The sequence below is a fragment of the Leifsonia sp. EB41 genome, assembly GCF_041262565.1.
Lineage (GTDB): Bacteria > Actinomycetota > Actinomycetes > Actinomycetales > Microbacteriaceae > Leifsonia.
On the sequence record NZ_JBGCCJ010000001.1, the window covers coordinates 1,214,633 to 1,238,984 of the forward strand.

The following is a 24,352-nucleotide window of genomic DNA, read 5'->3' on the forward strand; positions in this document are numbered from 1 at the left end:
GCCTCTCAGCTTGTTCCGACGATGACCCCCCTGGCCGCGAGGAAGGGGTACGGATCTATTTGCACGCCGTTCACCCGGACTTCCAGATGCAGGTGGCAGCCGGTGGAGGCGCCGGTCGAGCCGACCTGCGCGATCGGCTGCCCGACCGCGACGTGCTCGCCGACCGTCACGCCGATCCCGCCGTCGCGGATGTGGCCGTAGGCGGTCTCGACGCCGCCGCCGTGGTCGATGAGGATGAAGTTCCCGTACGAGCCGTTGGGGCCCGCAGCGAGGATGGTGCCCGCAGCGGCGGCGACGATGGTCGTGCCGCAGGCCGCGCCGATGTCGTCGCCGGGGTGGAACGGCGCCGTCCCGGCCGGGCGCGACGGCCGCGGGCCGAACGGGTCGGTCATCGGGCCGTGGACGGGGAGCGTCCATCCGGTCGCGATGGCGGACGGGTCGACGGTGAGCGCCTGCCAGCCCGTCCCGGCGGTGAGCACGGTCGGGAGCTGGGCGAGGGCGGCGGAGTCCGAGTCGACCTGCGCCTGCGCGTCCGTGACCGCCTGCTGGCTGGCGTCGACGTCGATGCCGGCGAGCGCGTCGGCCGCCTGTTTCGCCTGGCCGCTCAGGCTGCTCGCGGCCTTCGCGTCGGCCGCGGCGTCGCGCAGCGCGGTCACCCGGTCGTCGGAGAGGGTGCGCAGCCGGTCGACGGCGCCGAGCTTCGTGAGGAGGTCGCCGTTCGTCCCGAGCACCGCCGCGAGCGGGTCGGAGCCCAGGCCCTTCCAGCCGGCGGCGCGGATCAGCGCCGTCGCGAATGCGGCGGAGGCCTCGGCCTTCTTCTTCGCGGCCTTCGCCTGCGCGGCGAGCGCGTCGGACGCCGCCTGCGCCTGGGCCTGCTCGCGCTGCGCGCCGAGGTTGGCAGTGGTGGCGTCGGCGAGCGTCTGCTGGGCGGTGGCCAGGTCGCTGGCGAGCTGGGCCGCCTGCTCGACCTGCGCTGTGTCGGACTGCACGGTGCCGCCGAGGTCGGGCGGGACGAGCAGCGGGATGTCGTCGGTCGGCGCGGGGGTGGGTCCGGGGGCCGGGGTGGGCGTCGGCGTGGGCGTCGGAGTGGGGGTCGGCTTCGGCGTCGGGGTGGGTGTCGGCGTGGGTGTGGGGGTCGGCGTCGGAGTGGGGGTCGGCGTCGGTTTCGGCGTCGGCTTCGGCGTCGGAGTGGGCGTCGGAGTCGGAGAGGGTGTCGGAGGGGGTGAATCGTCAGGATCGGGCGGCGGCGTCGGCGTCGAGGTGGTGCAGTCCTGGCCTTGGCACTCGTCGGCCGACGCAGGCAACGGCGCGAGCACGAGGCCGGTCGCCAGGAGCAGCGCCGCCGCGTGGGCCAGCACCCTCAGGACCGATCGGCTGTCCGGAGGCGGACCTCCCGGCACGACCCCGCGGAGCCCGGCCGGGCCTCCCGGAAGGGGCAGCGGGCCCCCGGCGAGAAGGGCCGGATCGCGGCGGGCGCGCCCTCGATCGCCGCGGCGCGGAGGTTCGCGTCGTGTCAGCAGTCTCAAGCGCGCCAACGCATCCCGCATGATCACGCGGGCCCCCGACGGGCGTCGGGTCGGCCCGTCCTCCGATCCTGTCACCGCGCCGGGCCGGAGGACAATCCCTCGTCAGGGGGTCGGATGCGTCTCACAGCCTCGGCACGCTAGCGTGAAGCCTTGTGACCGACAGCAGCACCGAGACCATGCGACCCCGTCGTGCCACCCGCAAGTCCGGCTGGAAAGTCCTCCTCCGCGACGTCGTGGTCATCTTCGTCATCGCGGTGCTCGTCTCGTTCCTGATCAAGACGTTCGTCGCCCGCTCGTTCTACATCCCCTCCGGGTCGATGGAGAACACGCTGCAGATCAACGACCGGATCATCGTCAACGAGCTGCAGCCGTCGGTCTTCCCGCTCTCCCGCGGCGATGTCGTCGTCTTCAAGGACCCGGGCGGCTGGCTGCCCGCGGCGGCCCCGCAGACCGGCAACCCCATCCAGCAGGGCGTCGGAGCCGTGCTCGACTTCGTCGGCCTCGGCGCCTCGGACAGCGACCAGCACCTCGTGAAGCGCCTGATCGGCCTCCCCGGCGACCACATCACCTGCTGCAACGCGCTCGGCCAGATGAGCGTGAACGGGGTGCCGCTCAAGGAGCCGTATGTGCTGCTGCCGGCCGGGCAGCAGGCCGTGTCGGCCAAGCCGTTCGACGTGACCGTGCCCGCGGGCAAGATCTGGGTCATGGGCGACAACCGCTACAACTCGGCGGACTCCCGCTACCACATGGACGACCCGACCAAGGGCTTCGTGCCGATGAACGACGTGGTCGGCCGCGCGTTCGTGGTGAGCTGGCCAGTGAGCCACTGGTCCTGGCTGAGCAACTACCCCGAGACGTTCTCGGGCACCGAGGTCAAGGGCAAGTAGCGCTACGCCTGCTCGGCCCGCCCCAGCCGCCAGTACCCCATGAACGCGACGCGCCCGCGGTCGATCCCGTGCCCGCGCACGAGGAGCCTGCGGAGCGTCTTGACGACGCCCGACTCCCCCGCGATCCAGGCGTAGAACCCACCGGCGGCCTCCTCGGGACTGTCCCACAGGATGTCCGCGTCCACGTCGACCTCCTCCAGCCGCTGCACGCGTCCCGCCGCAGCCGCCGCGACCACGTCCGGATGCCTGGCCAGCCAGCCGGTCACGGCCGGGAGGAGGGCGCAGCCGTGCTCGCCGCCATCCCGCGCCACCCAGGTGACCTCGACGTTCTGACCGGCCAGGAGCGGGAGGGCATCGGCCGCCGTCGGGACCTCGATGAACGCGTGCGCCGTGCGCGTCGGCGGCAGCGCCTCCAGGATCGAGGCGATCGCCGGCGCCGCGGTCTCGTCGCCCGCGAGGAGCAGCTCGGTGGCCTCCCCCGGCCGCCAGTCGATGCCGACGCCGGAGTGCGCGCTGAGTGCGTCGGGGCCGATCACCACGAGTTCGTCGCCCTGCGCTGCGGAGGCCAGCCAGCGGGCGGCCGGGCCGCCGTCGCCGTGCACCACGAAGTCGACGTCGACGCGGCGCTCGTGCGGGTCGACGTCGCGCACCGTGTAGGTGCGGAACGGGTTGCGGCGCTGCTCGGGCAGCGCGCGCCACTGGCCGTACCAGTCGTCCGCGTCGAGGGGACTGAAGCTGCCGTCCGGCAGCGGGAAGACCAGCTTGATCCGCTGGTCCAGCCGCTCGGTGCCGAAGGTCTCGAAGTCATCGCAGCCGAGGCTGACGCGCGCGAAGCCCGGGCTCAGCCTCCGGATCGCCAGCACCTGCGCGCGATACGCCCGGTACGCCGGACGGTCGGTCAGCGGCGGGGCGAGCACGGGCACAGCTGTTCCCTTCGGGGCCGGGAGCGGGGCGGGAGGATGAGTAAGGTAAGGCTACACTAACCAATTCGCCGGACGCTGGACGCCCCGGCGCCCGCACAGTATCGTCGGGCCGTGACGACCGCGCGCCTCCACCCGCTTCTCGGGAGGGACGCGCGCCTGGTCGTCCTGATCACCGGAGTGCTCGCGGGCGCGGCGGTCGGCTTCCTGCACATCATCGACTACGAGCTGGGCAGCGACACCAAGCGCGAGCTGCTCAGTCCCCAGCTCTTCCTCTACGGTCCCGCCGCCGCGGGCGTGGGTTTCCTCAGCGCGGCCGTGCACTACGCCTGGTTCGCCCGCGCCCGGCGCGGCAAGCCCGTGTGGTGGCGCCATGTGTTCGGGACCCTCAGCTCGTTCCTGCTGGCCTACGTCGGCTACATCCTGCTCTGGCTGACGACTCCGGCGACCTATCTCGGCTGGTTCAGCGAGCCGCTCGGGGCCGCCGTGGTGGCGGGGACCGTGGAGTACGTGGTGTACCGGCGCATCACGGCGAGCAGGAATGTCGAGCGGCGGCCGCTCCGTTCGACGTCCGAGTGAACCGACAACCGATTCCGAAAGGACCCACCGCGATGAAATACATGATGTTCGTGATCACCGACTCCCAGCCGGACACCGAGACCGACGAGTCCGACGTCGACCTCTGGGTGGACCCGCTCGACGCCAGCGGCAAGCGGGTCATCGGGGAGGTGCTCGCGCCGCAGTCCGAGTCGCGCGTCGTCCGCGTGCGCGACGGCAAGCGCTACGTGACCGACGGGCCCTTCACCGAGACCAAAGAGGTGATCTGCGGCTTCGACATCCTTGAGGTCGAAGACCTCGACGAGGCCGTCGAGATCGCGTCCCGGCACCCGATGGCGCGCAATGGCCAGCTCGAATTGCGGCCGTTCATGGTCTGGGAGTGAGCGAGGCTCCCCCTAGACTCGGCGAATGGCCGTCGTCCCTCTGCTGATCCTCGTCTTCTTCGTCGTCGCGCTGATCGACATCATCCTGCGCGACAGCAGTCAGGTGAAGCACCTGCCGAAGGTGGCCTGGATCTTCATCGTGATCCTGCTCCCGCTGATCGGCGGCGTCCTGTGGTTCGCGGTCGGGCGGGAGTACAGCGGCGCCGGGTACCGCGGCGCCGGGTACCGCCACCCGCGGGGGACGTACGACGTCCGCGAGCAGGCGACCCCGGCCGCGCGTCCGCTGTCGACGGAGGAGCAGCTCGCTGCTCTCGAGCGCGAGATCGAGAACGACCGCATCCGGCAGCTGGAGGCGGAGCTCCGCACCCGCCGCGACCTCGACCCCGACCCCTCCTGACCACCGTCGAGGGGCACGTAAGCGCCCCTAAAACGCGGTTTTAGGGGCGTTTACGTGCCCCTCGGCGTCAGAAGTCGGTGTGGCCGAGGCGCGGTTCGGAGACGAAGGCGGCCGTCGCGTCGGCGGCGGACTCGAGCTCCAGGATCACGAGCTCGTTGCGACCGGCGCGGGTGACAGGCGCGGGGACGTGCAGCGTCTCCTGGGGGCCGCGGGTCCAGTAGCGGCCGAGGTTGAAGCCGTTGATCCAGGCGACGCCCTTGCCCCATCCGGTGGTGTCGAGGAACAGCGTCCCCTGCTCCTCCAGGTCGAAGACCGCGCGCGCGAACACCGGCCCGGCGAGCCGCTCCGGTTCGCGCTCCACAGCGCCATCCGCCGCGCCCGCAGCGTCGAGCTCGGCGCGCACGGCGTCCAGCGACGGCAGGCGCAGCGGGAGGACGCTCCAGCGCCGTAGCCCCTCGCCGTTCAGCCGGACCGGGCCGATCAGACCCTTGGGTTCGCCGATCCGGGGGCCGTAGTCGACGCGGCCCTGGTCCTCCACGAGCACAGTGAGCGTGCCGCGGCTGGGGGAGAGTGTGATCGCGCTGTCGTGGTGGTCGCGGGCGAGCACGCCGACCCGGGTGGAGCCGACGAAGACGTAGGCGCGGTCGCGCACCTCGCCGAACTCCAGCACGGCGGGCTCCGTCGTGTCGATCTCGGTGCGGTAGAGCCCGAAGCCGGCGTAGTGGCCGAGCGCGTCGAAGGTCGGGAGGTCGTCCGTGTGCTGCCAGTCGCCCAGCTTCGCCGCGACCGCGAACAGCGGGACGGCGTCGAGGAACGGCACGCTGAACGCGGGCGCGGCGGCGGCCACGACGGGCTCCTCGGCGGGGACCGGCGCGTGCTTGGCGATCACGTCGCGGAACGCCCAGAACTTCTCGGTGGGCTCGCCCGCCTCGTCGAGCGGGGCGTCGTAGTCGTAGCTCGTGACGATCGGCTGGTAGACGCCCTTGTCGTTGGCGCCGTTGGTGAAGCCGAAGTTCGTGCCGCCGTGGAACATGTAGATGTTGACCGAGGCGCCGAGCGCGAGCAGCTCGTCCAGGTCGGCGGCGGACTGCTCGACGGAGGTCGTGTGGTGGTGGGCGCCCCAGTGGTCGAACCAGCCGTCCCAGAACTCGGAGCACATCAGCGGCCCGGTCGGCTGGTGCTCGCGCAGCGTGGCGAGCCGTTCGCGCGAGCGGGAGCCGAAGGAGGCCGTCTTGAGCAGGCCGGGCAGTGAGCCGTTCTCGAGCATCGCCGGCTCCGGCTGGTCGACGGTCGTCAGCGGGACGGTGATGCCCGCGCCCCGGGAGACCTCCACGAGGTGCCGGAGGTAGTCCTTGTCGTCGCCGTAGGCGCCGTACTCGTTCTCGACCTGGACGAGCAGCACCGGGCCGCCCTCCGTCACCTGCAGCGGGCGGACGATCGCGAGCACCCGCTCCAGGAACGCCGTGACGGCGGCCAGGAACACCGGCTCCGAGCGCCGGATGCCGACTGTCGGGTCCGTGAAGAGCCACGCGGGCAGTCCGCCGTTGTCCCACTCCGCACAGATGTACGGACCGGGCCGCACGATCGCGTGCATCCCCTCGTCCTGCACCGTGCGCAGGAAGCGCGCCAGGTCGAGGGCGCCCTCCGCGGCCCACTCGCCCGGCCGCGGCTCGTGGGCGTTCCACGGCACGTACGTCTCGACGGTGTTCAGGCCCATCAGCCGCGCCTTGCGGATGCGGTCGGCCCAGTCGTCGGGGTGGACGCGGAAGTAGTGGATCGCCCCCGACAGGATGCGGTGGGGACGGCCGTCGAGGAGGAAGTCGTCCCCGGCGATCTCGAACGTGCTCATGTGCTCTCTCCTCCCCCGGGCGCCCGCTGTACGACAGCGGACGCCCGAGGGCCGGTGGATGGGGTTACTTGCCGCTGACCGTGAAGCCCTGCTGGTTGCCGTAGCTCACCAGCGCCTTCTGCCAGGCCTGCAGGCCGGGGTTCAGGCTGGAGTTCGAGGTGTACGACTGGCCGACGGTGTCGCCGTAGATGCTGTTCGCGTAGACCTGGAAGGGCAGGTACTGCCAGCCGGTGGAGACGTTCTTCGCGCCGTCCACGAGAACCTCGTTGATCTTCTGGCCGCCGAAGTACTCCGGAGCCTGGGCGAGGAAGTCGGACGAGTTCAGGTCCTTGGTCGTGGACGGGAAGCCGCCGGACTGCAGGAAGACCTTGATCGACGCCGGGTCGTTGTTCAGCCACTTCAGGAAGCCCGCGGCGAGTGCCTGGTTCTTCGACTGCTTGAGCACGACCTGCGCGCCGCCGCCGTTCTCCGCGTTCGTCGGGGTGCCGTCGTACGTCGGGATGGGCGCGACGCGCCACTGGCCGGAGCCGTCCTTCACCGAGGACTCCAGCACGCCGGGCATCCAGGCGCCGGTGACGAGGGTCGCGATCGAGCCGTTGCCGAGCGCCTTGAACCAGTCGTCGCTCCACCCGGGGACGGTGGAGAGCAGCTTGTCCTGCACCAGCTTGTCCCAGGTGCCTGTCCACTTCGTGGTGCCCGCGTCCTGCAGGTTGATCGACACCTTGGTGCCGTTCACCTGGAACGGCCGGCCGCCGGCCTGCCAGATCATCGAGGTGGTGAAGCCGGAGTCGCCCGAGTCGCTGGTGATGTACTTGGTCGGGTCGGCCGCGTGCAGCTTCTGCGCGTCCGCGACGTACTCGTCCCACGTCTTCGGCACGGTCAGGCCGTACTTGTCGAAGACCGTCTTGTTGTAGAACATCGCCATCGGGCCGCTGTCCTGCGGGAGGCCGACGAGCTTGCCGCCGACGTTGACCGAGCCCCACGGGCCGGGCGTGTAGTCGCTCTTGAGCGAGTCGAAGCCGTACTGCTTCAGGTCGACGAGCGAGTCGGAGAGCGCGAACTGCGGGATGGCGTAGTACTCGACCTGCGCGACGTCGGGCGCGCCGGAGCCGGCCTTCACCGCGTTCTGCAGCTTGGTGTACTCGGTGGTGTTGGTGCCGGCGTTGACGAGCTTGACCTTCACCTTCGGGTAGGCCTTCTCGAACGCGGCGACCTGGGCCTCCGCGGACGGCGTCCACGACCAGTAGGTGATGGTGCCGCCCTGCTTGAGGGCCGCCTCGACGTCGGAGGCGCTGCCGCCGCCGGTGGAGCCGGAGCCGGACGAGCACGCGGCGAGCGAGGCGCCGATGACGGCACTCGCGACGACGGCGGTCGCGAGCCGACGGAGGTTCCGTGAACGCAGGATGCGCTTCATGGTGTGGTTCCTTTCACTTCCTTGTGGGTGGGAGGGCGGTGCTGTGTTCACTGCTTGACGCTTCCGGCGGCCAGACCCGACTGCCAGTAGCGCTGGAGCACCAGGAACGCGGCCACGATCGGGATGATCGTGACGAGCGAACCGGTGATCACGAGGTTGAAGATCGGCTGGGCGCCGACCCCGGTCGCCTGCGCGCTCCACTGGCTCAGGCCGACCGTCAGGGGGTACCAGGTCGGGTCGCTGAGCATGATGAGCGGCAGGAAGTAGTTGTTCCAGGTGGCGACGATCGCGAACAGCGCGACGGTCACGACGCCGGGGGCGAGGAGGCGGAGCGAGATGATGAAGAAGGTGCGGAACTCGCTCGCGCCGTCCATCCGGGCGGCCTCCAGCAGCTCGGTCGGGATCGCCTCGCTGGCGTACGTCCAGATCAGGTAGAAGCCGAACGGGCTGATCAGCGACGGCAGGATGACCGCCCATGGGGTGTTCGTGAGCCCCACCTGGCTGAACATCAGGAAGGTCGGGACGGCCAGCGCCGTGCCGGGCACCGCGATCGCGCCGAGCACGATCGCGAACACCGCGCGCTTGCCGGGGAAGTTGAACTTCGCCATCCCGTACCCGGCGACCGTGGCGAGCAGTGTCGCCCCGCCCGCGCCGAGAACGACGTAGAGGAGGGTGTTGCCGAGCCACTGCAGGAAGATCCCGTCGCGGTAGGTGAACAGCTGCGTGATGTTCTGGAAGAGGTTGAAGTCCTTGCCGAACCAGAGCCCGAACGACGAGTACAGGTCGGGCTGGCTCTTCGTCGCGTTGACGATCAGCCAGACCAGCGGCACGAACGAGTAGAGCGTGAACACGATCATCACGATGGTGAGCACGGTCGACTTGCGGGTGCGGCGGCCGGAGGTCGGCGCGGCAGCGCGTGCGGCGCGGTTGGAGCGGGCGGCGGCGCGCGACGGCGCTTTGCGGCGTTCGGTGAGCGCGGTCATCAGCGGACCTCCTTGCGCGAGCCCCGGAGCTGGACGACGTAGGCGATCACCGCGGTGATGACTCCCATCACGATCGCGACCGTGGCCGCGTAGTTGAACTGCTGACCGGCGAACGACAGGTTGTAGGCGTACATGTTGGGCGTGAAGTAGCTGCTGATCGCATTAGGCGCGAGCTGCTTGAGCAGGTTCGGCTCGTTGAAGAGCTGGAAGCTGCCGATGATCGAGAAGATCGTCGCGATGACGATCGCGCCGCGGACCGCCGGGAGCTTGATGCTGAACACCGTGCGGAACGCGCCTGCACCGTCGATCTCGGCCGCCTCGTACAGCTCGCCCGGGATGACGCGCAGCGCCGCGTAGAAGATGAGCATGTTGTAGCCCATGAACTCCCAGGTCACGATGTTGCCGATCGAGCCGAGGATCCACTGCCCGGCGAGCGGAGCCAGCTGCGTACCGAGCAGGTGGTTGACGCTCGCGGTGAGGCCGAACTGGTCGCCGTAGATGAATCCCCAGATCAGCGCGGCGACCACGCCGGGGACGGCGTACGGCAGGAACAGCGCGATGCGGAAGAAGCCGGCGCCGTACAGCCGCGCCGAGTCGAGCGCGAGGGCGGCCACGAGCGAGAGGACGAGCATGATCGGCACCTGCACGACCAGGAAGAGCGCGACCCGGCCGAAGGACTCCCAGAACTTCCCGTCCTGCAGCAGCCCGATGTAGTTGTCGAGCCCGACGAACGCGTTGCCGCCGATGAGCTGCTGGCGGAACAGGCTGAGGTAGAGCGCGTAGATCACCGGCGCGACGATCATGAGGGCGAACACGACCAGGAACGGGGCCACGAAGGCCCAGCCCCGCCAGTCGCGGCGCGGACGGCGGAGCCGCCGCTGCGGGGATGCCGGCGGGGCGGCCGGCGTGAGGGACGTCGTTGTCATGGCCTTCCTCGGTGATTCGGTGCTCGCCGCGGCGTGCAGTGGTGTCCTGCGGTGTCGCGGCGGATGTTTACGTCAACATCTGGTTGCATACCCTAGCATGTTGACGTCAACATGATGCAAGTCCCGTCACCGCCTCCGGGCTGTCGCGGCAGGAATCACCACAGCTTTCACCAGAATGGGGAACCATGACCGAGTCGATCGCCGACCCGGCGCCCGCACGCCGCGGCGGCCGCACCCGCGGCCCGTCGCTCGGCGACGTCGCCGCGCACGCCGGGGTCTCCACCCAGACCGTCTCGCGCGTCGCCAACGGCCTCACCAACGTGGAGGCCGCCACCCGCGACCGCGTACTGGCCTCCATGCAGGCGCTCGGCTACCGGCCCAACCGCGCTGCACGGGCGCTGCGCTCCGGGCTGTTCCGCAACATCGGCGTCGTGATGTTCACCCTGTCGTCGTACGGCAACATGCGGACGCTGGACGCCATCGCCGGCTCGGCCGCGACCGCCGGCTACTCCATCACCGTCGTGCCGGTGGAGCGTCCCACCCAGCAGGACGTCAGCGTCGCCTTCACGCGGCTGCTGGAGCAGGCGGTGGACGGCATCATCATCGTCATCGAGGCCCACATCGTCGACCGCGCCGACGTCGAGCTGCCGTCCGGCCTGTCCGTCGTGGTCATCGACTCCACCGAGCGGCCCGACTACCCGCAGGTGGACACCGACCAGGCCGAGGGCGCCCGCCAGGCCACCGAGCACCTGCTGTCGCTCGGCCACGAGACGGTGTGGCACATCTCCGGGCCGGCCGACTCGTACTCGGCCGCGCGCCGCGAGCAGGCCTGGCGGGACACGCTGGAGGCCGCGGGAGCCCCGGTGCCGGAGGTGTTCCGCGGCGACTGGTCGACGACGGCCGGGTACGGCTACGGGCGCGAGATCGCCGCGCGCCCGGAGATCACCGCGGTCTTCGCCGCGAACGACCAGATGGCGCTCGGCGTGCTCCGCGCGCTCCACGAGGCGGGCCGCCGGGTTCCCGCCGACGTGAGCGTGGTCGGCTTCGACGACATGGCGGAGGCCGACTCGTTCTGGCCGCCGCTGACCACCATCCACCAGGAGTTCGAGGCCACCGGCCGCCGCGCGGTGGAGCTGCTGATCGCCGAGATCGAGGGACGGCCGGAGCCGGTGCGCTCGTCCGTCATGCCGACCCACCTCGTCGTCCGCGCCAGCAGCGGCCCCGCGCCCCTCTCCCCGTCGCCGAAGGGCACGTAAGCGCCCCTAAGACCGCGTTTTCGGGGCGTTTATGTGCCCCTCGGCGGTCGGTTCGGGGGCGGTGCGGAGGAACTCCGCCCAGGTGATCCGGCCGCGCTGGGCGGCGGGGCCGGCGAGGTTGGCGTCGGCGCGGTACGCCGCGCCCATCTTGCCCGGCAGCCCGAAGTGCACGAACCGGCGCCGGAGGCCGCACGCATCGGCATACTGGCGCAGCAGCTCCTCCGCCTCCAGCACCTCCGGCCCTGCGATCTCGCCGGCGAGCCCGGCCGGCGACCCCGACGCCAGCTCGGCCAGCCGTTCGGCGACCTCCCCCGCGTCCACCGGCTCGAAGCGGATGCGCGGCGCAGGCGCCACCGGCAGCTTCGTCATCCCGGCCGCCATCCGCAGCACGAGCTGGTGGACCTGCGCCGCCCGTAGCACGGTCGACGGCACCGCCGACGCCGCGAAGATCGCCTCGACCTGCTCCTTCGCGCGGAAGTACCCGATCGGCATCCGTCCGGCGCCGACCACGGAGAGCGTCAGGAGGTGCCGCACGCCCGCGCGTTCGGCCGCCGCCGTGACGTTCGCCGCCGCGACGTCGTCGCCCTTCGCACCTCCGGCGAGGTGGACCACGACCTCCACTCCCGTCATCGCGGTGTCGAGCCCGGCGCTGGTCATCACGTCGCCGACGACGTGGTCCGCCGCGCCCTCCTGCGCGTGCCGGGTGAGCACCCGCACGGTCGCGCCGCGATCCTCCAGCAGCGGGACCAGCCGCCGCCCGATCGTGCCGGTCCCGCCGGTCACCAGGATCCGTCCGTCCATGTCGTCCTCCTGTCACATCGAGGCGCACTGCCTCGTCGATAGGGTGACGAGCAGGTGACGGAGGATGTGACATGACCGAGGACGACGAGCGGCTGACCGCCCGCTTCGAGGCGGCGCGGCCGCGACTGCGCGCGATCGCGACCCAGTTGCTGGGCTCCGCGGCCGACGCGGACGACGCCGTCCAGGAGGCCTGGCTGCGCCTCCAGCGCACCGACATCGCCGCGATCGAGAATCTCGACGCGTGGCTCACCACCGTGGTCTCCCGGGTCTGCCTCGACCAGCTCAAGAGTGCGCGCCGCACGAGGGAGCGGTCGTGGGAGGTCCTCCCCTGGCAGGACGAGCCCGTGTCCGACCTCGGCGACCCGGCCGAGCTGGCGGCGCTCGGCGACCGGGTGAGCGTCGCGCTGCTGGTCGTCCTGGAGACGCTCTCGCCCGCCGAGCGCCTCGCCTTCGTGCTGCACGACGTGTTCGGCCTCCCGTTCGAGGAGGTCGCCGGAGTGCTCGACCGCTCCCCCGACGCCGCGCGCCAGCTCGCGTCCCGCGCCCGCCGCAGACTCAGGGACGCGCCCCCGCCCGCGCGGCCGGCCCGGCGCGAGCAGCGCGGCGTGCTCGACGCGTGGCTGCGCGCTGTGCAGGAGGGCGACCTGTCGGCGCTGCTGGCGCTCCTGGACGACGGCGCCGTTCTGCACGCCGACTACGGGCGCGGGCGGCTGCAGACCCTCGTGGGCGCGACCGCGATCGCCGAGCAGGCGACCCTCGCGGCCCGCCTCGCGCAGACCTCGGTCCCCGTGCTCATCGACGGCCGGCCGGGCGTCGCCGCGGTGGTCGACGGACGCGTCGTCTCGGTGATGGCCTTCGACATCGCAGGCGGCCGCATCCGCGGCCTCGACGTGCTCTTCGACCCCGCCCGTCTCGCGCACACCCGCCTCTGACCGCGCTCCCGCACGCCTGAGGGGCACGTTGTTGTCACTTCCGCGGGCGAAAAGTGACAACAACGTGCCCTTCGGCGGTCAGCTTGCGCGCTCGACGACCTCGAAGCGGTTGCCGTCGGCGTCGCGGGCCTGGAACATCGCGGGGACGCCGGGCCAGCGCAGCAGCGCTCCCACATCCACCCCGCGCCTGGTCAGCTCCTCGTGGGTGGCCCCCGCGTCAGCGCTCTCGAACCGGATGCCCGTCTCGATGCCGGCCGGGACGTCCTCGCTCGCGACCACGAGCGACACCGACACCGCCGATCCGGGCGGCGCCAGCATGATCCAGCGCTCTCCCGTCGGCAGCGGCGCGTCCACGCGCACCTCGAACCCGAGCACGTCCCGGTAGAAGCCCAGCCCCCTGTCCTGGTCCGAAACCGGAATGCCGATGGTGTTGACCCCGATGATCCCTGTGTCCGTCATGACCGCATCCTCCTCTCGCCGTCCGACTCCTGACAACAGCCGTCAGCCGCGGCTCACCAGCGGCCGCACCTCGATGCCGCCGTGCCCCTGCCGCGCTTCGGCGAGCGAGGCCGCCAGCGCGACAGCCTCCTCCTGGCTCTCCGCTTCGATCAGGTAGAACCCGCCGACGACCTCCTTGGACTCCGAGAACGGCCCGTCGGTGGGCCGTGGCTCACCGTCCGGGCCGGTGCGGACCGTCATCGCCGTGGACGACGTCTGCAGTTCCCCCGCCGCGCGCACCCCCGTGCCCGCCTTCTCGTTGAACGCCCGGTGGGCCTCGTCGACCGCGGCGCGCCCCTCCTGGTCGAGCGCGTCCCAGCGGCTCTCGTCGCCGTAGATGAGGATCAGATAGCCGGTCATGTCTCTCCCTTTCGTGGATGCCGAACACCAGGACGTCGAACGGGCGGAGCCGTTTTCGACAGCGGATATACTGCTGACGTCCGGCCGTCCAACGGCCCGGTGCTCGAAAAATGGGCACGAAGCCGCGCTCGGCGAAACAGTAGCGCGCGAGACACATACGGATCATCACACCTCCGTGTCTCGAAAGGCACCGTCATGCCCTCCGTCTCCGCGCACGTCGCCACCACCCTCGCCCGCCATGTCGACCAGGTCTTCGGGGTGATGGGCAACGGCAACGCCCACTTCCTCGACGCCATCGAGCGGGAGGGGCGCGTCCCGTACACCGCGATGCGCCACGAGACGGGCGCGGTCGTCGCCGCCGACGCCTATCACCGCGCGTCCGGCAGGCTCGCCGCCGCTACGGCCACCTACGGCGCCGGGTTCACCAACACCCTGACCGCGCTGGCGGAGGCCCGCCAGGCGCACATCCCGCTCGTCCTCGTCGTCGGCGACGAGCCGACCTCCGGCCCGCGCCCGTGGGGCGTCGACCAGATCGCGCTGGCCAGTGCGGTCGGCGCGCGCACCTACACGGTCGGCCGCACCGACGCCGCCGCGACCACGGCCATCGCCGTCGAGCACGCGCTCACCTACCGCGTGCCCACTGTGCTCGCGATCCCCTACGACGTCGCCACCCGGGAGGCCGGCCCGGTTCCCGAGGCGCCGGCGCCCGCCCTCCCCGCACCTCTCGCCCCCACCGGCCCGTTCGCACGCGGCGCGATCGTGGACGCCGCCGCAGCGCTGGCCGGCGCGGAGCGGCCCTTCCTGCTCGCGGGCCACGGCGCCTGGATCGCCGGCGCCGGCGACGCGCTCGGCGCCCTCGCCGACGCGACCGGCGCCCTCACCGCGGGCACCGCACTCGGCCGCGGCGTGTTCCCCGACGCCCGCTTCGACCTCGGCGTGACCGGAGGCTTCGGCGCGGAGGGCGCGATGGAGGCTGTCCGCTCGGCCGACGTCGCGGTCGTGTTCGGCGCGTCCCTCAACCAGTTCACGATGCGCTTCGGCGACCTGTTCGCGCCGGGCACACGCGTCATCCAGGTGGATGTCGCCCCCGCCGCGACGCACCCGAACGTCGGCGCCTACCTGCGCGGCGACGCCCGCGTGGTCGCCGAGGCGCTGCTGGAGGAGCTGCGCACGCTCGGGGCCGCCCCCTCCGGCTGGCGCGAGTCGGCCGACCTCCCGGCACTCCGCGCGCGCCCGACCGGCGACGGCCTGGCTGCGGACGGCCGCCTCGACCCGCGCACCGCCGCGGCCCGCATCGGCGAGCTGCTGCCCGCCGACCGCGTCGTGGTCTCGGACGGCGGCCACTTCATCGGCTGGGCGAACATGTACTGGCCGGTCGCCTCCCCGGACCGGATGATCATGGTCGGCACCGCCTACCAGTCGATCGGCCTCGGCTTCCCGAGCGTGGCAGGCGCCGCACTCGCGCACCCGGAGTCGACGATCGTGCTCACGACCGGCGACGGCGGCGGCCTCATGGCGCTGGCCGACCTGGAGTCCGCGGTGCGGGTCGCGGGAGGCCGCGGCCTCTGCGTGGTCTGGAACGACGCCGCCTACGGCGCGGAGGTCAACCTGTACGGCCTGAAGGGCCTCGCCCAGGGCCCGATGCGCATCCCGGAGGTCGACTTCGCCGGGCTGGGCGCGGCGGTCGGCGCGGAGGGCGTCGTGGTGCGGACGCCGGAGGACCTGGAGGCGCTGGCCCGCTGGGCGGCACGTCCGGTGGCCGAGCGGCCGTTCCTGGTGCTGGACCTGCGGATCTCGGGGGATGTGGTGGCGCCGTACCAGGAGGAGATCATCCGCGTGAACTCGTGACGCACTGCTGACTGCGTGGCGCACTGACCGATCCGCCCCGATGGCCGATAGTGACTGACGTACCTCCCTTCGCCGTTCCGTCGTAAGTCGTCAGGAGTGCCATGCCCGAGTCAGCGTCCCGTCCCGCACGCCACCGGGCGACCGGTCACCGAGTCCAGGCGGCGGTCCGCCGGCTGCTCGGGCAGTTCCGCCCCGGCCGCCGCACGTCGCATCGGCGGCAGGCGTTCGTCGCCGCGCTGGCCGTGGCAGGCCTTTTCGGCGCCGGGGCCGTCGCGACCTCGGGCGCCCTGGCCGCAGCCACGCCGCAGGTGAATGTCACGTGGACGACAGCGAACTCCTGGACCACCGGCTTCCAGTCGGCGATCACCGTCGCCAACGGCACCAGCACGACGCTGAAGCCGTGGCAGGTGCGGTTCGACTTCCCGCACACCCTCGTCAGCATCTGGTCGGCGGTCTCCACGACCTCCCCGGCCGGGACGCTCACCGTCGGCGCGCCCTCCTGGGCCACGAGCCTGGCTCCGGGAGGCTCAGCCCAGTTCGGGCTGACCGCCACCCGCGCCGGGACGGCGGCGATCGTGCCGACGTCGTGCACGATCGTCGGACTGCCGGCCGGTGCGACCGTGCCGTGCTCCGTGAACGGCGGAGCGGCGGGCGGCGGGACGAGCACGCCGACGCCGACCCCCACACCGACACGGACCGCCACGCCCACGCCGACCGCCACCCCCACGCCGACCCCATCCCCCTCCCCCGGCGCCGGCCTCGCCGTCACCTGGACCGTCACCTCCGAGTGGACCTCCGGGTTCCAATCGTCCGTCGCGGTCGCCAACACCTCGACGACGACCCTGTCCCCGTGGCAGCTCGCCTTCACGACCGCCGACGGCGTGGTCACCCTCTGGGATGGCACGGCCGCGACCACGAGCGACGGCTTCAGCGTGACCGCGCCCTCGTACGTGACCACGCTCGCCCCGGGTGCGACCGCGACCTTCGGCCTCACCTCGGCGAAGGCGGCGGGCGCCCCGCTGGTCCCGACCTCCTGCCGCGTGGTCGGCGCGAACCTCCCGTGCTCGATCACCGGAGCCACCTCGACGCCGACGCCCACACCGACACCGACGCCCTCGCCGTCACCCACCCCCGGCCCCTCCTCCTCCCTCCTCATCGCCCCCTACGTCGACCTGGGCCTCTGGCCCACCGCCGACCTCACCTCGTTCGCCTCGTCGGCGGGCGTGCGCGCCGTCACCGCGGCGTTCATCGTCGCCGACCGCAGCAGCGCCTGCTCACCCACCTGGGCCGGTTACACCGCCTACACGATCGGCGGCAGCCAGGACTCCCTCGCCGATGTCACGGCGTTCCAGGCCCAGGGCGGCCGGGTCGTCGCGTCCTTCGGCGGCGCGGCCAACGACGAGCTCGCCCGGGTCTGCACCGACCCCGCCAAACTGCTTGCCGCCTACAGCACGGTCGTCTCGCGGTTCTCGCTCGACCGGGTGGACTTCGACATCGAGGGCGCCGACGTCTCCGACTCCGCGTCGAACGTCCGCCGCGCCACCGCGGTCGCGGCCCTCCAGCGCCAGCGTGCCGCGGCCGGCCACCCGCTGCAGGTCACGCTCACGCTGCCGGTGATGCCGTACGGTCTCCTGGCCAGCGGCCTCCGCACGATCTCCGAGTTCACCGCCGCCGGCGTCCAGCTCTCGGCCGTCAACCTGATGACGATGGACTACGGCACCGGAGTGACGGACATGGGAAAGGCCGCGATCGACGCCGCCACCGCGACCGCCGGCCAGCTCACGGGCGTGGCCGCGTACGCGTCGTGGACCGACGCCCAGCGCCTCGGCCTGGTCGCCGTGACCCCGATGTTCGGCCTGAACGACACCGGCGAGCAGTTCACGCTGACCGATGCGACGACCGTGGGACGCTACGCGAAGGCGAACGGGCTCGCCGGCCTGAGCTGGTGGGAGCTGACCCGCGACCAGCCGTGCACGTCGGGCGTCCCCGCCTACATGTGCTCCGGGACGAGCCAGCCGCGCTGGGCGTACTCCCGGGCGTTCGTCGCCGCAGCGGGGTGAGAGCGGCCGTCACCGCCGGGCCGCCCGCGATGCGAAAGAATGGGCGCATGGCGAGCACACCTGAGGACGCGGTCACACCGGAGGCGCACGACGCCGGTGCTCCCGCCCCGCACTCGCAGACGCTCTCCCGCGGCATCCGCGTGCTGGAGGCGCTGGCCGACGCCGATCGCCCGCTCACGATCGTCGAGCTGGCCGCCGCGCTCGGCGTGCACCGCTCGATCGTCTACCGCATCCTCCGCACACTGGAGGACCACGGCCTCGTCGTCCGCAACCCCGCCGGGGCCGCGCTGCTCGGGCCGCGCATGGCGACCCTCGCGCGCGCCGTGTCCCGCGACCTCCAGGCCGCGGCCGTCCCGGAGCTCGGCGCGGTCGCCAACGAGCTCGGGATGACCGCCTTCCTCGCCGTGCTCGACCGCGGCGAGGTCGTCACCCTGGTCAGCATCGAGCCCTCGCACGCGCACGCCGCCGTCGCGCAGCGGCCGGGCAGCCGGCATCCGATCACGACGGGCGCGCCGGGGATCGCCCTCCAGTCGGTGCTCACCGAGGCGCAATGGGGTGAGCTGCCCGACGGTCACCCGCGCGACGAGGCGCTGGAGGCCCGCGGACGCGGCTTCGCGACCAGCCACGACGAGGTCATCCCCGGCCTGGCCTCGGTGGCGGTGCCGCTCGTCGTCAACGGCCAGCCGCTCGCCGCGCTCGCGGTGGTGTACGTGGCGAACGGACGGGACGTGGCCGCGATCGGCGCGCGGCTCGGCCGGGCGGCGGGGACCGTCGCCGCCGAGCTGCGCTGAGCCGGCCGGCGACCGCCCGTCAGACGGCCGCGGCCTTCTCCGCCCCCTCCACCCGCAGGATCGGCGCGAAGAACTCCCCGAGCTCCGCGTACCCCGCCAGCGGCATCACATCCGCGACGTACTGGTCCGGCCGCACGACGACGATCACGCCGCCCCGGTCGATGCCGCGAGCGTCGAACACGTCGTCGCCCGCCGCCGTCGCGTACACCTTCTCGTAGTCGATCAGGTCGAACGGCCCGGTCCGCGGCAGGAACGCCTCCGGCACCCGGCCGAGGTCGACGCCGGTGTGATCCTGCTGGTAGACGACCTTCACGTCGAACCAGGCGTCGATGTCGCTGCCCTGCGGAGTCGCGGCGAGCGGAGACTCGGCGGAGGTCGTGAGCCAGTCCGCGAACTCCGGCACCAGCGTGCCCTCCCCCGCCGCCGCCGCGTCGGCGAACACGTAGATCCGCCAGCGCCCGTCCGCCGTCGCGTGGTGCCCGAGGTGCACCGGGTTCGCGTCGCAGACGCGCTCCACGATCGGCGATTTGAACCGCTTGCCGATCGGGAAGCCGGTCGCGAGCTCCTGGTGCTCCGGCTCCCCGACGATCAGCGACGGCGCGTACTCGGTCAGGAATCCCGCGGGGAACTCCGCCGTGCGGACGTAGAAGTCCTCCAGCTCGGACGGGTCCTTCAGGTCCTCCGGCTTCGTGGCCATCAGCGTCGACCACACCTTGTCGAAGTCGATCAGGTTCTGGGCGACCACGTGCCGCTCCGCCGAGTAGGTCGCCAGCAGCGACTCCGGGCTGCGGCCCTGCAGCACGTGGCCGAGCTTCCAGCCGAGGTTGAAGCCGTCCTGGATGGAGACGTTCATCCCCTGCCCCGCCTTCGCACTGTGCGTGTGGCAGGCGTCGCCCGCGATGAACACCCGCGGGGTGCGCGACCCGAGCACGTCGAGCGGGACGTCGTCGAACCGGTCGGTCAGCCGGTGCCCGACCTCGTAGACGCTGTGCCAGGCGACGTTGCGCACGTCGAGCGTGTACGGGTGCAGGATCTCGTTCGCCTTCGCGATGATCTGATCCATGCTCGTCGCGCGCACCGCGCCGTGGTCGTCGTCGGCCACCGAGCCGAGGTCCACGTACATCCGGAACAGGTGGCCGCCCTCGCGCGGGATGAGCAGGATGTTGCCGTACTCCGACTGGATCGAGCACTTCGTGCGGATGTCGGGGAAGTCGGTGACGGCGAGCACGTCCATCACGCCCCACGCGTGGTTGGCCTGGTCGCCCGCGAGCGTGCAGCCGATCGACTCGCGCACCTTGCTGCGCGCGCCGTCCGCGCCGACCACGTACTTGGCGCGGACCACCCGCTCCTCGCCCGCATTCTCACCCGCGCTGCGCGCGAGCGTGACGACCACCGGATACTCGCCCTCGTCCTCGACCCGGAGGCCGCGGAACTCCCAGCCGTAGTCCGGCCGCATCCGCGTCGGGCCGTTGGTCATGAACTCGGCGAAGTAGTCGAGCACGCGCGCCTGGTTGACGAGCAGATGCGGGAACTCGCTGATCCCGGTCGGGTCGTCGACCGCCCGCGCGGCCCGGACGATCCGGGTGGGGTCGGCCGGGTCCGGCTTCCAGAACGCCATCTCGGTGATCCGGTAGGCCTCGGCGGTGATCCGCTCTGCGAATCCGAACGCCTGGAACGTCTCCACGCTGCGCGCCTGGATGCCGTCCGCCTGCCCGATCTCCAACCGCCCGCCGCGGCGCTCCACGAGCCGGGTGCTGACGCCGGGGAACTGCGCGAGCTGCGCCGCGGTGACCATTCCGGCCGGTCCGGAGCCGACGACGAGCACGTCCATGACCTCCGGCAGCTCGGGCGACCAGGCCGGCCCGACCGCGGGCAGCACGTGCGGGTCGCCGGACACATAGCCGTGGTGGTGGAACTGCATGGGGAGGCTCCTCACATCGTCGTGATCATGTGTTCTATATCCGAACGAGTGGTTCGGATTCCGCACATCCAGGATAGAGCGCGCGACGACGACCGGCAAGCGCGGCGAACGGCGCGCACGGGCGAAGGATGAGGGAGGAGACGGAGCCGACTGCGAGGTTCGAACTCGCGACCGCTCGCTTACAAGGCGAGTGCTCTACCAGCTGAGCTAAGTCGGCGGAAAACGGACGGGACGCCCGTCGCGAACCATCCTAGAGGATGCGCGGCGGGCGCCCTGGTGCCGAACGGGAGGGCCGGACTCAGCTCCCCGCACTCGGCGACGGCGTCGGCGTGGAGGTCGACGAGTACTCGTCGCCCTGCGCCTGGAGGACGAACGCCTTGAAGTCGTCCGCGTTCGTCAGCGAGCCGGTGTACGGCTTGCCGTTGACGAGGACGAGCAGCGCGTTCGTCATCTTCTTCACGCTGGAGTTCGGGATCGGGCCGCTGAGCGCGCGGTCGCTGGCGGAGCCGACCCAGGTCTTGAAGCGGCCGTCGTCCACGCAGGAGTCGATGTCCGACGGGGAGGCGCCCGCCGCAGCCGCGAGCTTCTTGAGCTGGTCGTCGGTGAGGCCGGGACCGCCGTCGGCGGGCTGGTTCTGGAACAGCGACTGGTTGAACGCCCAGAACGACCGCGGCGAGTAGTTCGCGACGCAGGCCGCGGCGTTCGCGGCGCGCAGCGAGTACCGGGTGCCCGCGGAGTGGCTGGTGTAGATCGCCACCGGGTGCATCTCGACCGTGACCGCGCCGTCCTTCACCAGCGGCTGGAGCTGCTTCAGGTTCGTGCGCTGGAAGTCGCCGCAGAGCTTGCAGAGGTAGTCGGCGTAGATCCGGATGTCCACGGAGCTGCCGTTCGGGTCCGGCGCGCTGGCGATCGGCTTCGCGTCGGCCGCGAGCGCCGGGGTCGTCTTGACCTTGAGGCCGGAGCCGACGACCACGCCGTCGCTCGCCATGTTCTTCGGGCCGGGGACGGTCGGACGGATCGCGCCCATGATGACCACCGCGACGATGGCCAGGACCGCGATGACGCCGAGCACGATGCCGCCGGACAGCAGGGTCTTGTTCCTGCGGTCTCTGCGGTGCTGGCTCGTGCGGAGCTGTCGGGCTTTCTCCCGCGCGGCTGCGCGGACGTCGCCGCTGCGGCTCTCGTCGGGGTCTTTCATGGAACTCATATCTCGGGGGAATCGGCTCTCGGGGGTAGGCGATGCGGCGCGCGGGGGGACGTGCCGCCGGGTGTGGCGTGAGCAGACGCAACCAGACGACCATATTGCGGCAGTCTGGGAATAGACCAGACATACCCCGCTCACGCCCCGAGCGCCACCTGGGGGTTGGCCCCCGAGTGCGGCACACGGGCCCGCTGCGGCCTCCCGAATACTCGTGGTAAGAGCAGCGCTTCGGATGCCTTACTATGGGGGTCGTGGCATCGACGCCCTCGGACGTCGACGCCACGTCTATTCCTCACAACGGATCGTCCGGCACGTACCTGCCGGTGAAGGAGACAAAAGAAAATGGCTACTGTCACGTATGACAAGGCGACCCGGCTCTATCCGGGTTCCAACCGCCCCGCGGTCGACGCTCTCGACCTCGACATCGCAGACGGGGAGTTCCTCGTCCTGGTCGGCCCGTCCGGCTGCGGAAAGTCCACCTCGCTCCGCATGCTCGCGGGCCTCGAAGAGGTCAACGACGGCAACATCTTCATCGGCGAGCGCAACGTCACCGACGTCCCGCCGAAGGACCGCGACATCGCGATGGTGTTCCAGAACTACGCGCTGTACCCGCACATGACCGTCGCCGAGAACATGGGCTTCGCGCTCAAGATCGCCGGCGTCGGCAAGGACGAGCGCGCCTCCCGCGTCCTCGAGGCCGCCAAGCTGCTCGACCTGGAGCCCTACCTCGGCCGCAAGCCGAAGGCGCTCTCCGGTGGTCAGCGTCAGCGCGTCGCGATGGGCCGCGCGATCGTCCGCTCCCCCCAGGTGTTCCTCATGGACGAGCCGCTGTCGAACCTCGACGCCAAGCTCCGCGTGCAGACCCGCACCCAGATCGCGTCCCTCACCCGCCGCCTCGGCGTCACCACGGTCTACGTCACCCACGACCAGACCGAGGCGCTGACGATGGGCGACCGCATCGCGGTCCTCAAGGACGGCGTGCTCCAGCAGGTCGGCACCCCGCGCGACCTGTACGCGCAGCCGCGGAACGTCTTCGTCGCCGGCTTCATCGGCAGCCCGGCCATGAACCTGTTCACCGCCGACGTCACCGACGGCGGCGTGAAGTTCGGCACGACGGTCGTCCCGATCGAGCGCGAGATCCTCGCGAACGCCGGCAACTCCGTCACCATCGGTGTCCGCCCGGAGGACGTCGTCGTCTCGTCCGCCGAGAGCGGCGGCCTGAAGGTCGCGGTCGACCTCGTCGAGGAGCTCGGCGCCGACGGCTACCTCTACGGCCACTCGGAGCTCGAGGGCAAGCGCACCGACATCGTCGGCCGCGTCGACGGCCGCGTTCACCCGAACGCGGGCGACACCGTCTACATCACCCCGAAGCCGGGCCACGTCCACCTCTTCCACGCGGAGTCGGGCGAGCGTCTCGGCGGCGCCGTCGTCGACTGAGGTCGTCGCAGCTGATCCTCACTCTGCCGCAGTCCGGAGCCCGGGCTGCGGCAGAGTGCTTTCCGCCACAACCCGTTCTGGAAGGCGCCCTCATGGCCGGCTCTGTCAACATCACCGCGGCGACCGTCGATCCCGCCCTGCTCGATCTGCCCTGGAACCTGCCGCTGGACCAGTGGTCGAACGAGCACATCGCGTTGCTGCCGAAGGGCATCAGCCGGCACCTCGTCCGGTTCGCGAACCTGTCCGGCTACGTCATCGCCATCAAGGAGACGACCGCGGAGATGGCGCAGCGCGAGTACGAGATGCTGCGCACCCTCCAGCGCCTGGACGTGCCGTGCGTCGACCCGGTCGCCGTCATCAAGAACCGGACGGACGACGACGGCGACACCCTGAACGCCGCGCTCGTAACCCGGCACCTCAAGTTCTCGCTCCCCTACCGCGCGCTGTTCTCGCAGACCCTGCGCCCGGACACCGCGACCCGCCTGGTCGACGCCCTGGCCGTGCTGCTGGTGCGGCTGCACATCGTCGGCTTCTTCTGGGGCGATGTCTCGCTCTCCAACACGCTGTTCCGCCGTGACGCGGGAGCGTTCGCGGCCTACCTGGTGGACGCCGAGACCGGCCAGCTCTACGACGGCGGCCTGTCGAACGGGCAGCGCGAGAACGACCTGGAGATCGCCCGCGTGAACATCGCCGGCGAGCTGATGGACCTGGAGGCCGGCGGCCGCGTGGACGAGGAGCTCGACCCCATCAAGGTGTCGAACGGGATCGTCGCAGCCTACCGGTCGCTCTGGAAGGAGCTGACCGGCAGCGAGTCGTTCTCCTCGTCCGAGCGCTGGCGGATCAGCCAGCGGGTGGAGCGCCTCAACGAGCTCGGGTTCGACATCGAGGAGCTGGCGATCAAGACCTCCGACGAGGGCACGACGGTCCGTATCCAGCCGAAGGTCGTGGACGCGGGCCACCACTCCCGCCGTCTGCTGCGCCTGACCGGCCTGGACACCGGCGAGAACCAGGCCCGCCGCCTCCTCAACGACCTGGACTCGTACTCCGCGACCCTCGGCAAGCGCGGCCTGGACGAGGAGGCGATGGCCCACGAGTGGCTGCTGCGCGTCTTCGAGCCGGTCGTCCGCGCCATCCCCACCGATCTGAAGGGCAAGCTGGAGCCGGCGGAGGTCTTCCACCAGCTCCTGGAGCACCGCTGGTTCATGTCGCAGGCGGAGGGCCGGGATGTCCCCCTCGCGGAGGCGCTGACCTCCTACATCAACGACATCCTCCGGCACCGCCGCGACGAGGCCACGGTCGTCGCGCCCATCACCGAGACGCTCAGCATCCCGGTGATCGGCGGCCCCACCGCCTCGGACACGGACGACGACGAGGACGACTGGCGCTCCAAAGTCTGACCCCCAA

The 24,352-nt window shown here is 71.4% G+C and carries 22 protein-coding genes and 1 tRNA gene; 11 read left to right on the forward strand and 12 right to left on the reverse strand.

The window, feature by feature from the left end; translation table 11 throughout:
- Nucleotides 1-5 precede the first annotated feature (5 nt).
- The gene (locus ABH923_RS05930; protein ID WP_370054435.1) at nt 6-1,358 is read right to left on the reverse strand and encodes a M23 family metallopeptidase; all 1,353 of its coding nucleotides are present in this window, start codon (nt 1,356-1,358) and stop codon (nt 6-8) included.
- Between the two features lie 344 nt (nt 1,359-1,702).
- Here ABH923_RS05930 and lepB point away from each other — a divergent pair, with 344 nt between their 5' ends.
- Nucleotides 1,703-2,413 carry a signal peptidase I gene (gene lepB, locus ABH923_RS05935; RefSeq protein WP_370057308.1) on the forward strand — a complete coding sequence of 237 codons (711 nt, stop codon included), beginning with the start codon at nt 1,703-1,705 and terminating at the stop codon, nt 2,411-2,413.
- Between the two features lie 2 nt (nt 2,414-2,415).
- Here the strand turns inward: lepB and ABH923_RS05940 are convergent, their stop codons facing one another.
- Nucleotides 2,416-3,336 (reverse strand): siderophore-interacting protein, encoded by a 921-nt coding sequence (locus ABH923_RS05940; RefSeq protein WP_370054436.1) that lies wholly within the window; start codon nt 3,334-3,336, stop codon nt 2,416-2,418.
- 111 nt (nt 3,337-3,447) lie between these two features.
- Here ABH923_RS05940 and ABH923_RS05945 point away from each other — a divergent pair, with 111 nt between their 5' ends.
- The 3 genes from ABH923_RS05945 to ABH923_RS05955 are packed head-to-tail and all read left to right on the forward strand — an operon-like array spanning nt 3,448 to nt 4,671.
- Complete coding sequence (locus ABH923_RS05945; RefSeq protein WP_370054437.1) at nt 3,448-3,912, forward strand: hypothetical protein; 465 nt, start codon at nt 3,448-3,450, stop codon at nt 3,910-3,912.
- A gap of 32 nt (nt 3,913-3,944) precedes the next feature.
- The gene (locus tag ABH923_RS05950; protein WP_370054438.1) at nt 3,945-4,274 is read left to right on the forward strand and encodes a YciI family protein; all 330 of its coding nucleotides are present in this window, start codon (nt 3,945-3,947) and stop codon (nt 4,272-4,274) included.
- A 25-nt stretch (nt 4,275-4,299) separates the two neighbouring features.
- Entirely contained in the window at nt 4,300-4,671 is a 372-nt protein-coding gene (locus ABH923_RS05955) for a PLD nuclease N-terminal domain-containing protein (RefSeq protein WP_370054439.1), read from the forward strand.
- Nucleotides 4,672-4,738: 67 nt separating this feature from the next.
- On the opposite strand, the gene ABH923_RS05960 is transcribed toward ABH923_RS05955, so the two are convergent.
- The 4 genes from ABH923_RS05960 to ABH923_RS05975 form a co-directional block, all read right to left on the reverse strand.
- Entirely contained in the window at nt 4,739-6,520 is a 1,782-nt protein-coding gene (locus tag ABH923_RS05960) for a beta-galactosidase family protein (RefSeq protein WP_370054440.1), read from the reverse strand.
- Between the two features lie 64 nt (nt 6,521-6,584).
- On the reverse strand, nt 6,585-7,934 hold the full coding sequence (locus ABH923_RS05965) for a sugar ABC transporter substrate-binding protein (protein ID WP_370054441.1): 1,350 nt from the start codon (nt 7,932-7,934) through the stop codon (nt 6,585-6,587).
- A gap of 47 nt (nt 7,935-7,981) precedes the next feature.
- Nucleotides 7,982-8,917: a carbohydrate ABC transporter permease gene (locus ABH923_RS05970; RefSeq protein ID WP_370054442.1), complete on the reverse strand. Its 936-nt coding sequence runs from the start codon at nt 8,915-8,917 to the stop codon at nt 7,982-7,984.
- Complete coding sequence (locus ABH923_RS05975) at nt 8,917-9,843, reverse strand: carbohydrate ABC transporter permease (protein WP_370054443.1); 927 nt, start codon at nt 9,841-9,843, stop codon at nt 8,917-8,919. Before ABH923_RS05975 ends, ABH923_RS05970 begins: the two co-directional genes overlap by 1 nt.
- A gap of 185 nt (nt 9,844-10,028) precedes the next feature.
- On the opposite strand from ABH923_RS05975, the gene ABH923_RS05980 reads away from it, so the two are divergent.
- Entirely contained in the window at nt 10,029-11,099 is a 1,071-nt protein-coding gene (locus ABH923_RS05980; RefSeq protein WP_370054444.1) for a LacI family DNA-binding transcriptional regulator, read from the forward strand.
- A 6-nt stretch (nt 11,100-11,105) separates the two neighbouring features.
- Here the strand turns inward: ABH923_RS05980 and ABH923_RS05985 are convergent, their stop codons facing one another.
- The gene (locus ABH923_RS05985) at nt 11,106-11,900 is read right to left on the reverse strand and encodes an SDR family oxidoreductase (protein ID WP_370054445.1); all 795 of its coding nucleotides are present in this window, start codon (nt 11,898-11,900) and stop codon (nt 11,106-11,108) included.
- A 71-nt stretch (nt 11,901-11,971) separates the two neighbouring features.
- On the opposite strand from ABH923_RS05985, the gene ABH923_RS05990 reads away from it, so the two are divergent.
- Nucleotides 11,972-12,832, forward strand: a complete 861-nt coding sequence (locus ABH923_RS05990; RefSeq protein ID WP_370054446.1) for a sigma-70 family RNA polymerase sigma factor — start codon at nt 11,972-11,974, stop codon at nt 12,830-12,832.
- Between the two features lie 78 nt (nt 12,833-12,910).
- Here the strand turns inward: ABH923_RS05990 and ABH923_RS05995 are convergent, their stop codons facing one another.
- Together ABH923_RS05995 and ABH923_RS06000 are read right to left on the reverse strand one after the other, a co-directional pair.
- Nucleotides 12,911-13,291 carry a VOC family protein gene (locus tag ABH923_RS05995; protein ID WP_370054447.1) on the reverse strand — a complete coding sequence of 127 codons (381 nt, stop codon included), beginning with the start codon at nt 13,289-13,291 and terminating at the stop codon, nt 12,911-12,913.
- A gap of 42 nt (nt 13,292-13,333) precedes the next feature.
- Nucleotides 13,334-13,690 (reverse strand): YciI family protein, encoded by a 357-nt coding sequence (locus tag ABH923_RS06000; RefSeq protein WP_370054448.1) that lies wholly within the window; start codon nt 13,688-13,690, stop codon nt 13,334-13,336.
- A 195-nt stretch (nt 13,691-13,885) separates the two neighbouring features.
- Here ABH923_RS06000 and ABH923_RS06005 point away from each other — a divergent pair, with 195 nt between their 5' ends.
- The 3 genes from ABH923_RS06005 to ABH923_RS06015 all read left to right on the forward strand — a co-directional run bounded on the left by ABH923_RS06005 (nt 13,886) and on the right by ABH923_RS06015 (nt 18,389).
- On the forward strand, nt 13,886-15,538 hold the full coding sequence (locus ABH923_RS06005) for a thiamine pyrophosphate-binding protein (RefSeq protein ID WP_370054449.1): 1,653 nt from the start codon (nt 13,886-13,888) through the stop codon (nt 15,536-15,538).
- Between the two features lie 101 nt (nt 15,539-15,639).
- Complete coding sequence (locus ABH923_RS06010) at nt 15,640-17,598, forward strand: cellulose binding domain-containing protein (protein WP_370054450.1); 1,959 nt, start codon at nt 15,640-15,642, stop codon at nt 17,596-17,598.
- Nucleotides 17,599-17,645: 47 nt separating this feature from the next.
- Nucleotides 17,646-18,389: an IclR family transcriptional regulator gene (locus ABH923_RS06015; protein WP_370054451.1), complete on the forward strand. Its 744-nt coding sequence runs from the start codon at nt 17,646-17,648 to the stop codon at nt 18,387-18,389.
- Nucleotides 18,390-18,408: 19 nt separating this feature from the next.
- On the opposite strand, the gene ABH923_RS06020 is transcribed toward ABH923_RS06015, so the two are convergent.
- The 3 genes from ABH923_RS06020 to ABH923_RS06030 form a co-directional block, all read right to left on the reverse strand.
- A complete protein-coding gene (locus ABH923_RS06020; RefSeq protein WP_370054452.1) occupies nt 18,409-20,310 on the reverse strand; it encodes an FAD-binding monooxygenase in 1,902 nt (633 codons plus the stop codon).
- 144 nt (nt 20,311-20,454) lie between these two features.
- Nucleotides 20,455-20,527, reverse strand: a tRNA-Thr gene (locus ABH923_RS06025).
- 81 nt (nt 20,528-20,608) lie between these two features.
- Complete coding sequence (locus ABH923_RS06030; protein ID WP_370054453.1) at nt 20,609-21,508, reverse strand: DsbA family protein; 900 nt, start codon at nt 21,506-21,508, stop codon at nt 20,609-20,611.
- 345 nt (nt 21,509-21,853) lie between these two features.
- Between ABH923_RS06030 and ABH923_RS06035 the strand changes: the two genes are divergently transcribed.
- Complete coding sequence (locus tag ABH923_RS06035; protein WP_370054454.1) at nt 21,854-22,948, forward strand: ABC transporter ATP-binding protein; 1,095 nt, start codon at nt 21,854-21,856, stop codon at nt 22,946-22,948.
- A 92-nt stretch (nt 22,949-23,040) separates the two neighbouring features.
- Nucleotides 23,041-24,345: a DUF4032 domain-containing protein gene (locus ABH923_RS06040; RefSeq protein ID WP_370054455.1), complete on the forward strand. Its 1,305-nt coding sequence runs from the start codon at nt 23,041-23,043 to the stop codon at nt 24,343-24,345.
- Nucleotides 24,346-24,352 lie beyond the last annotated feature (7 nt).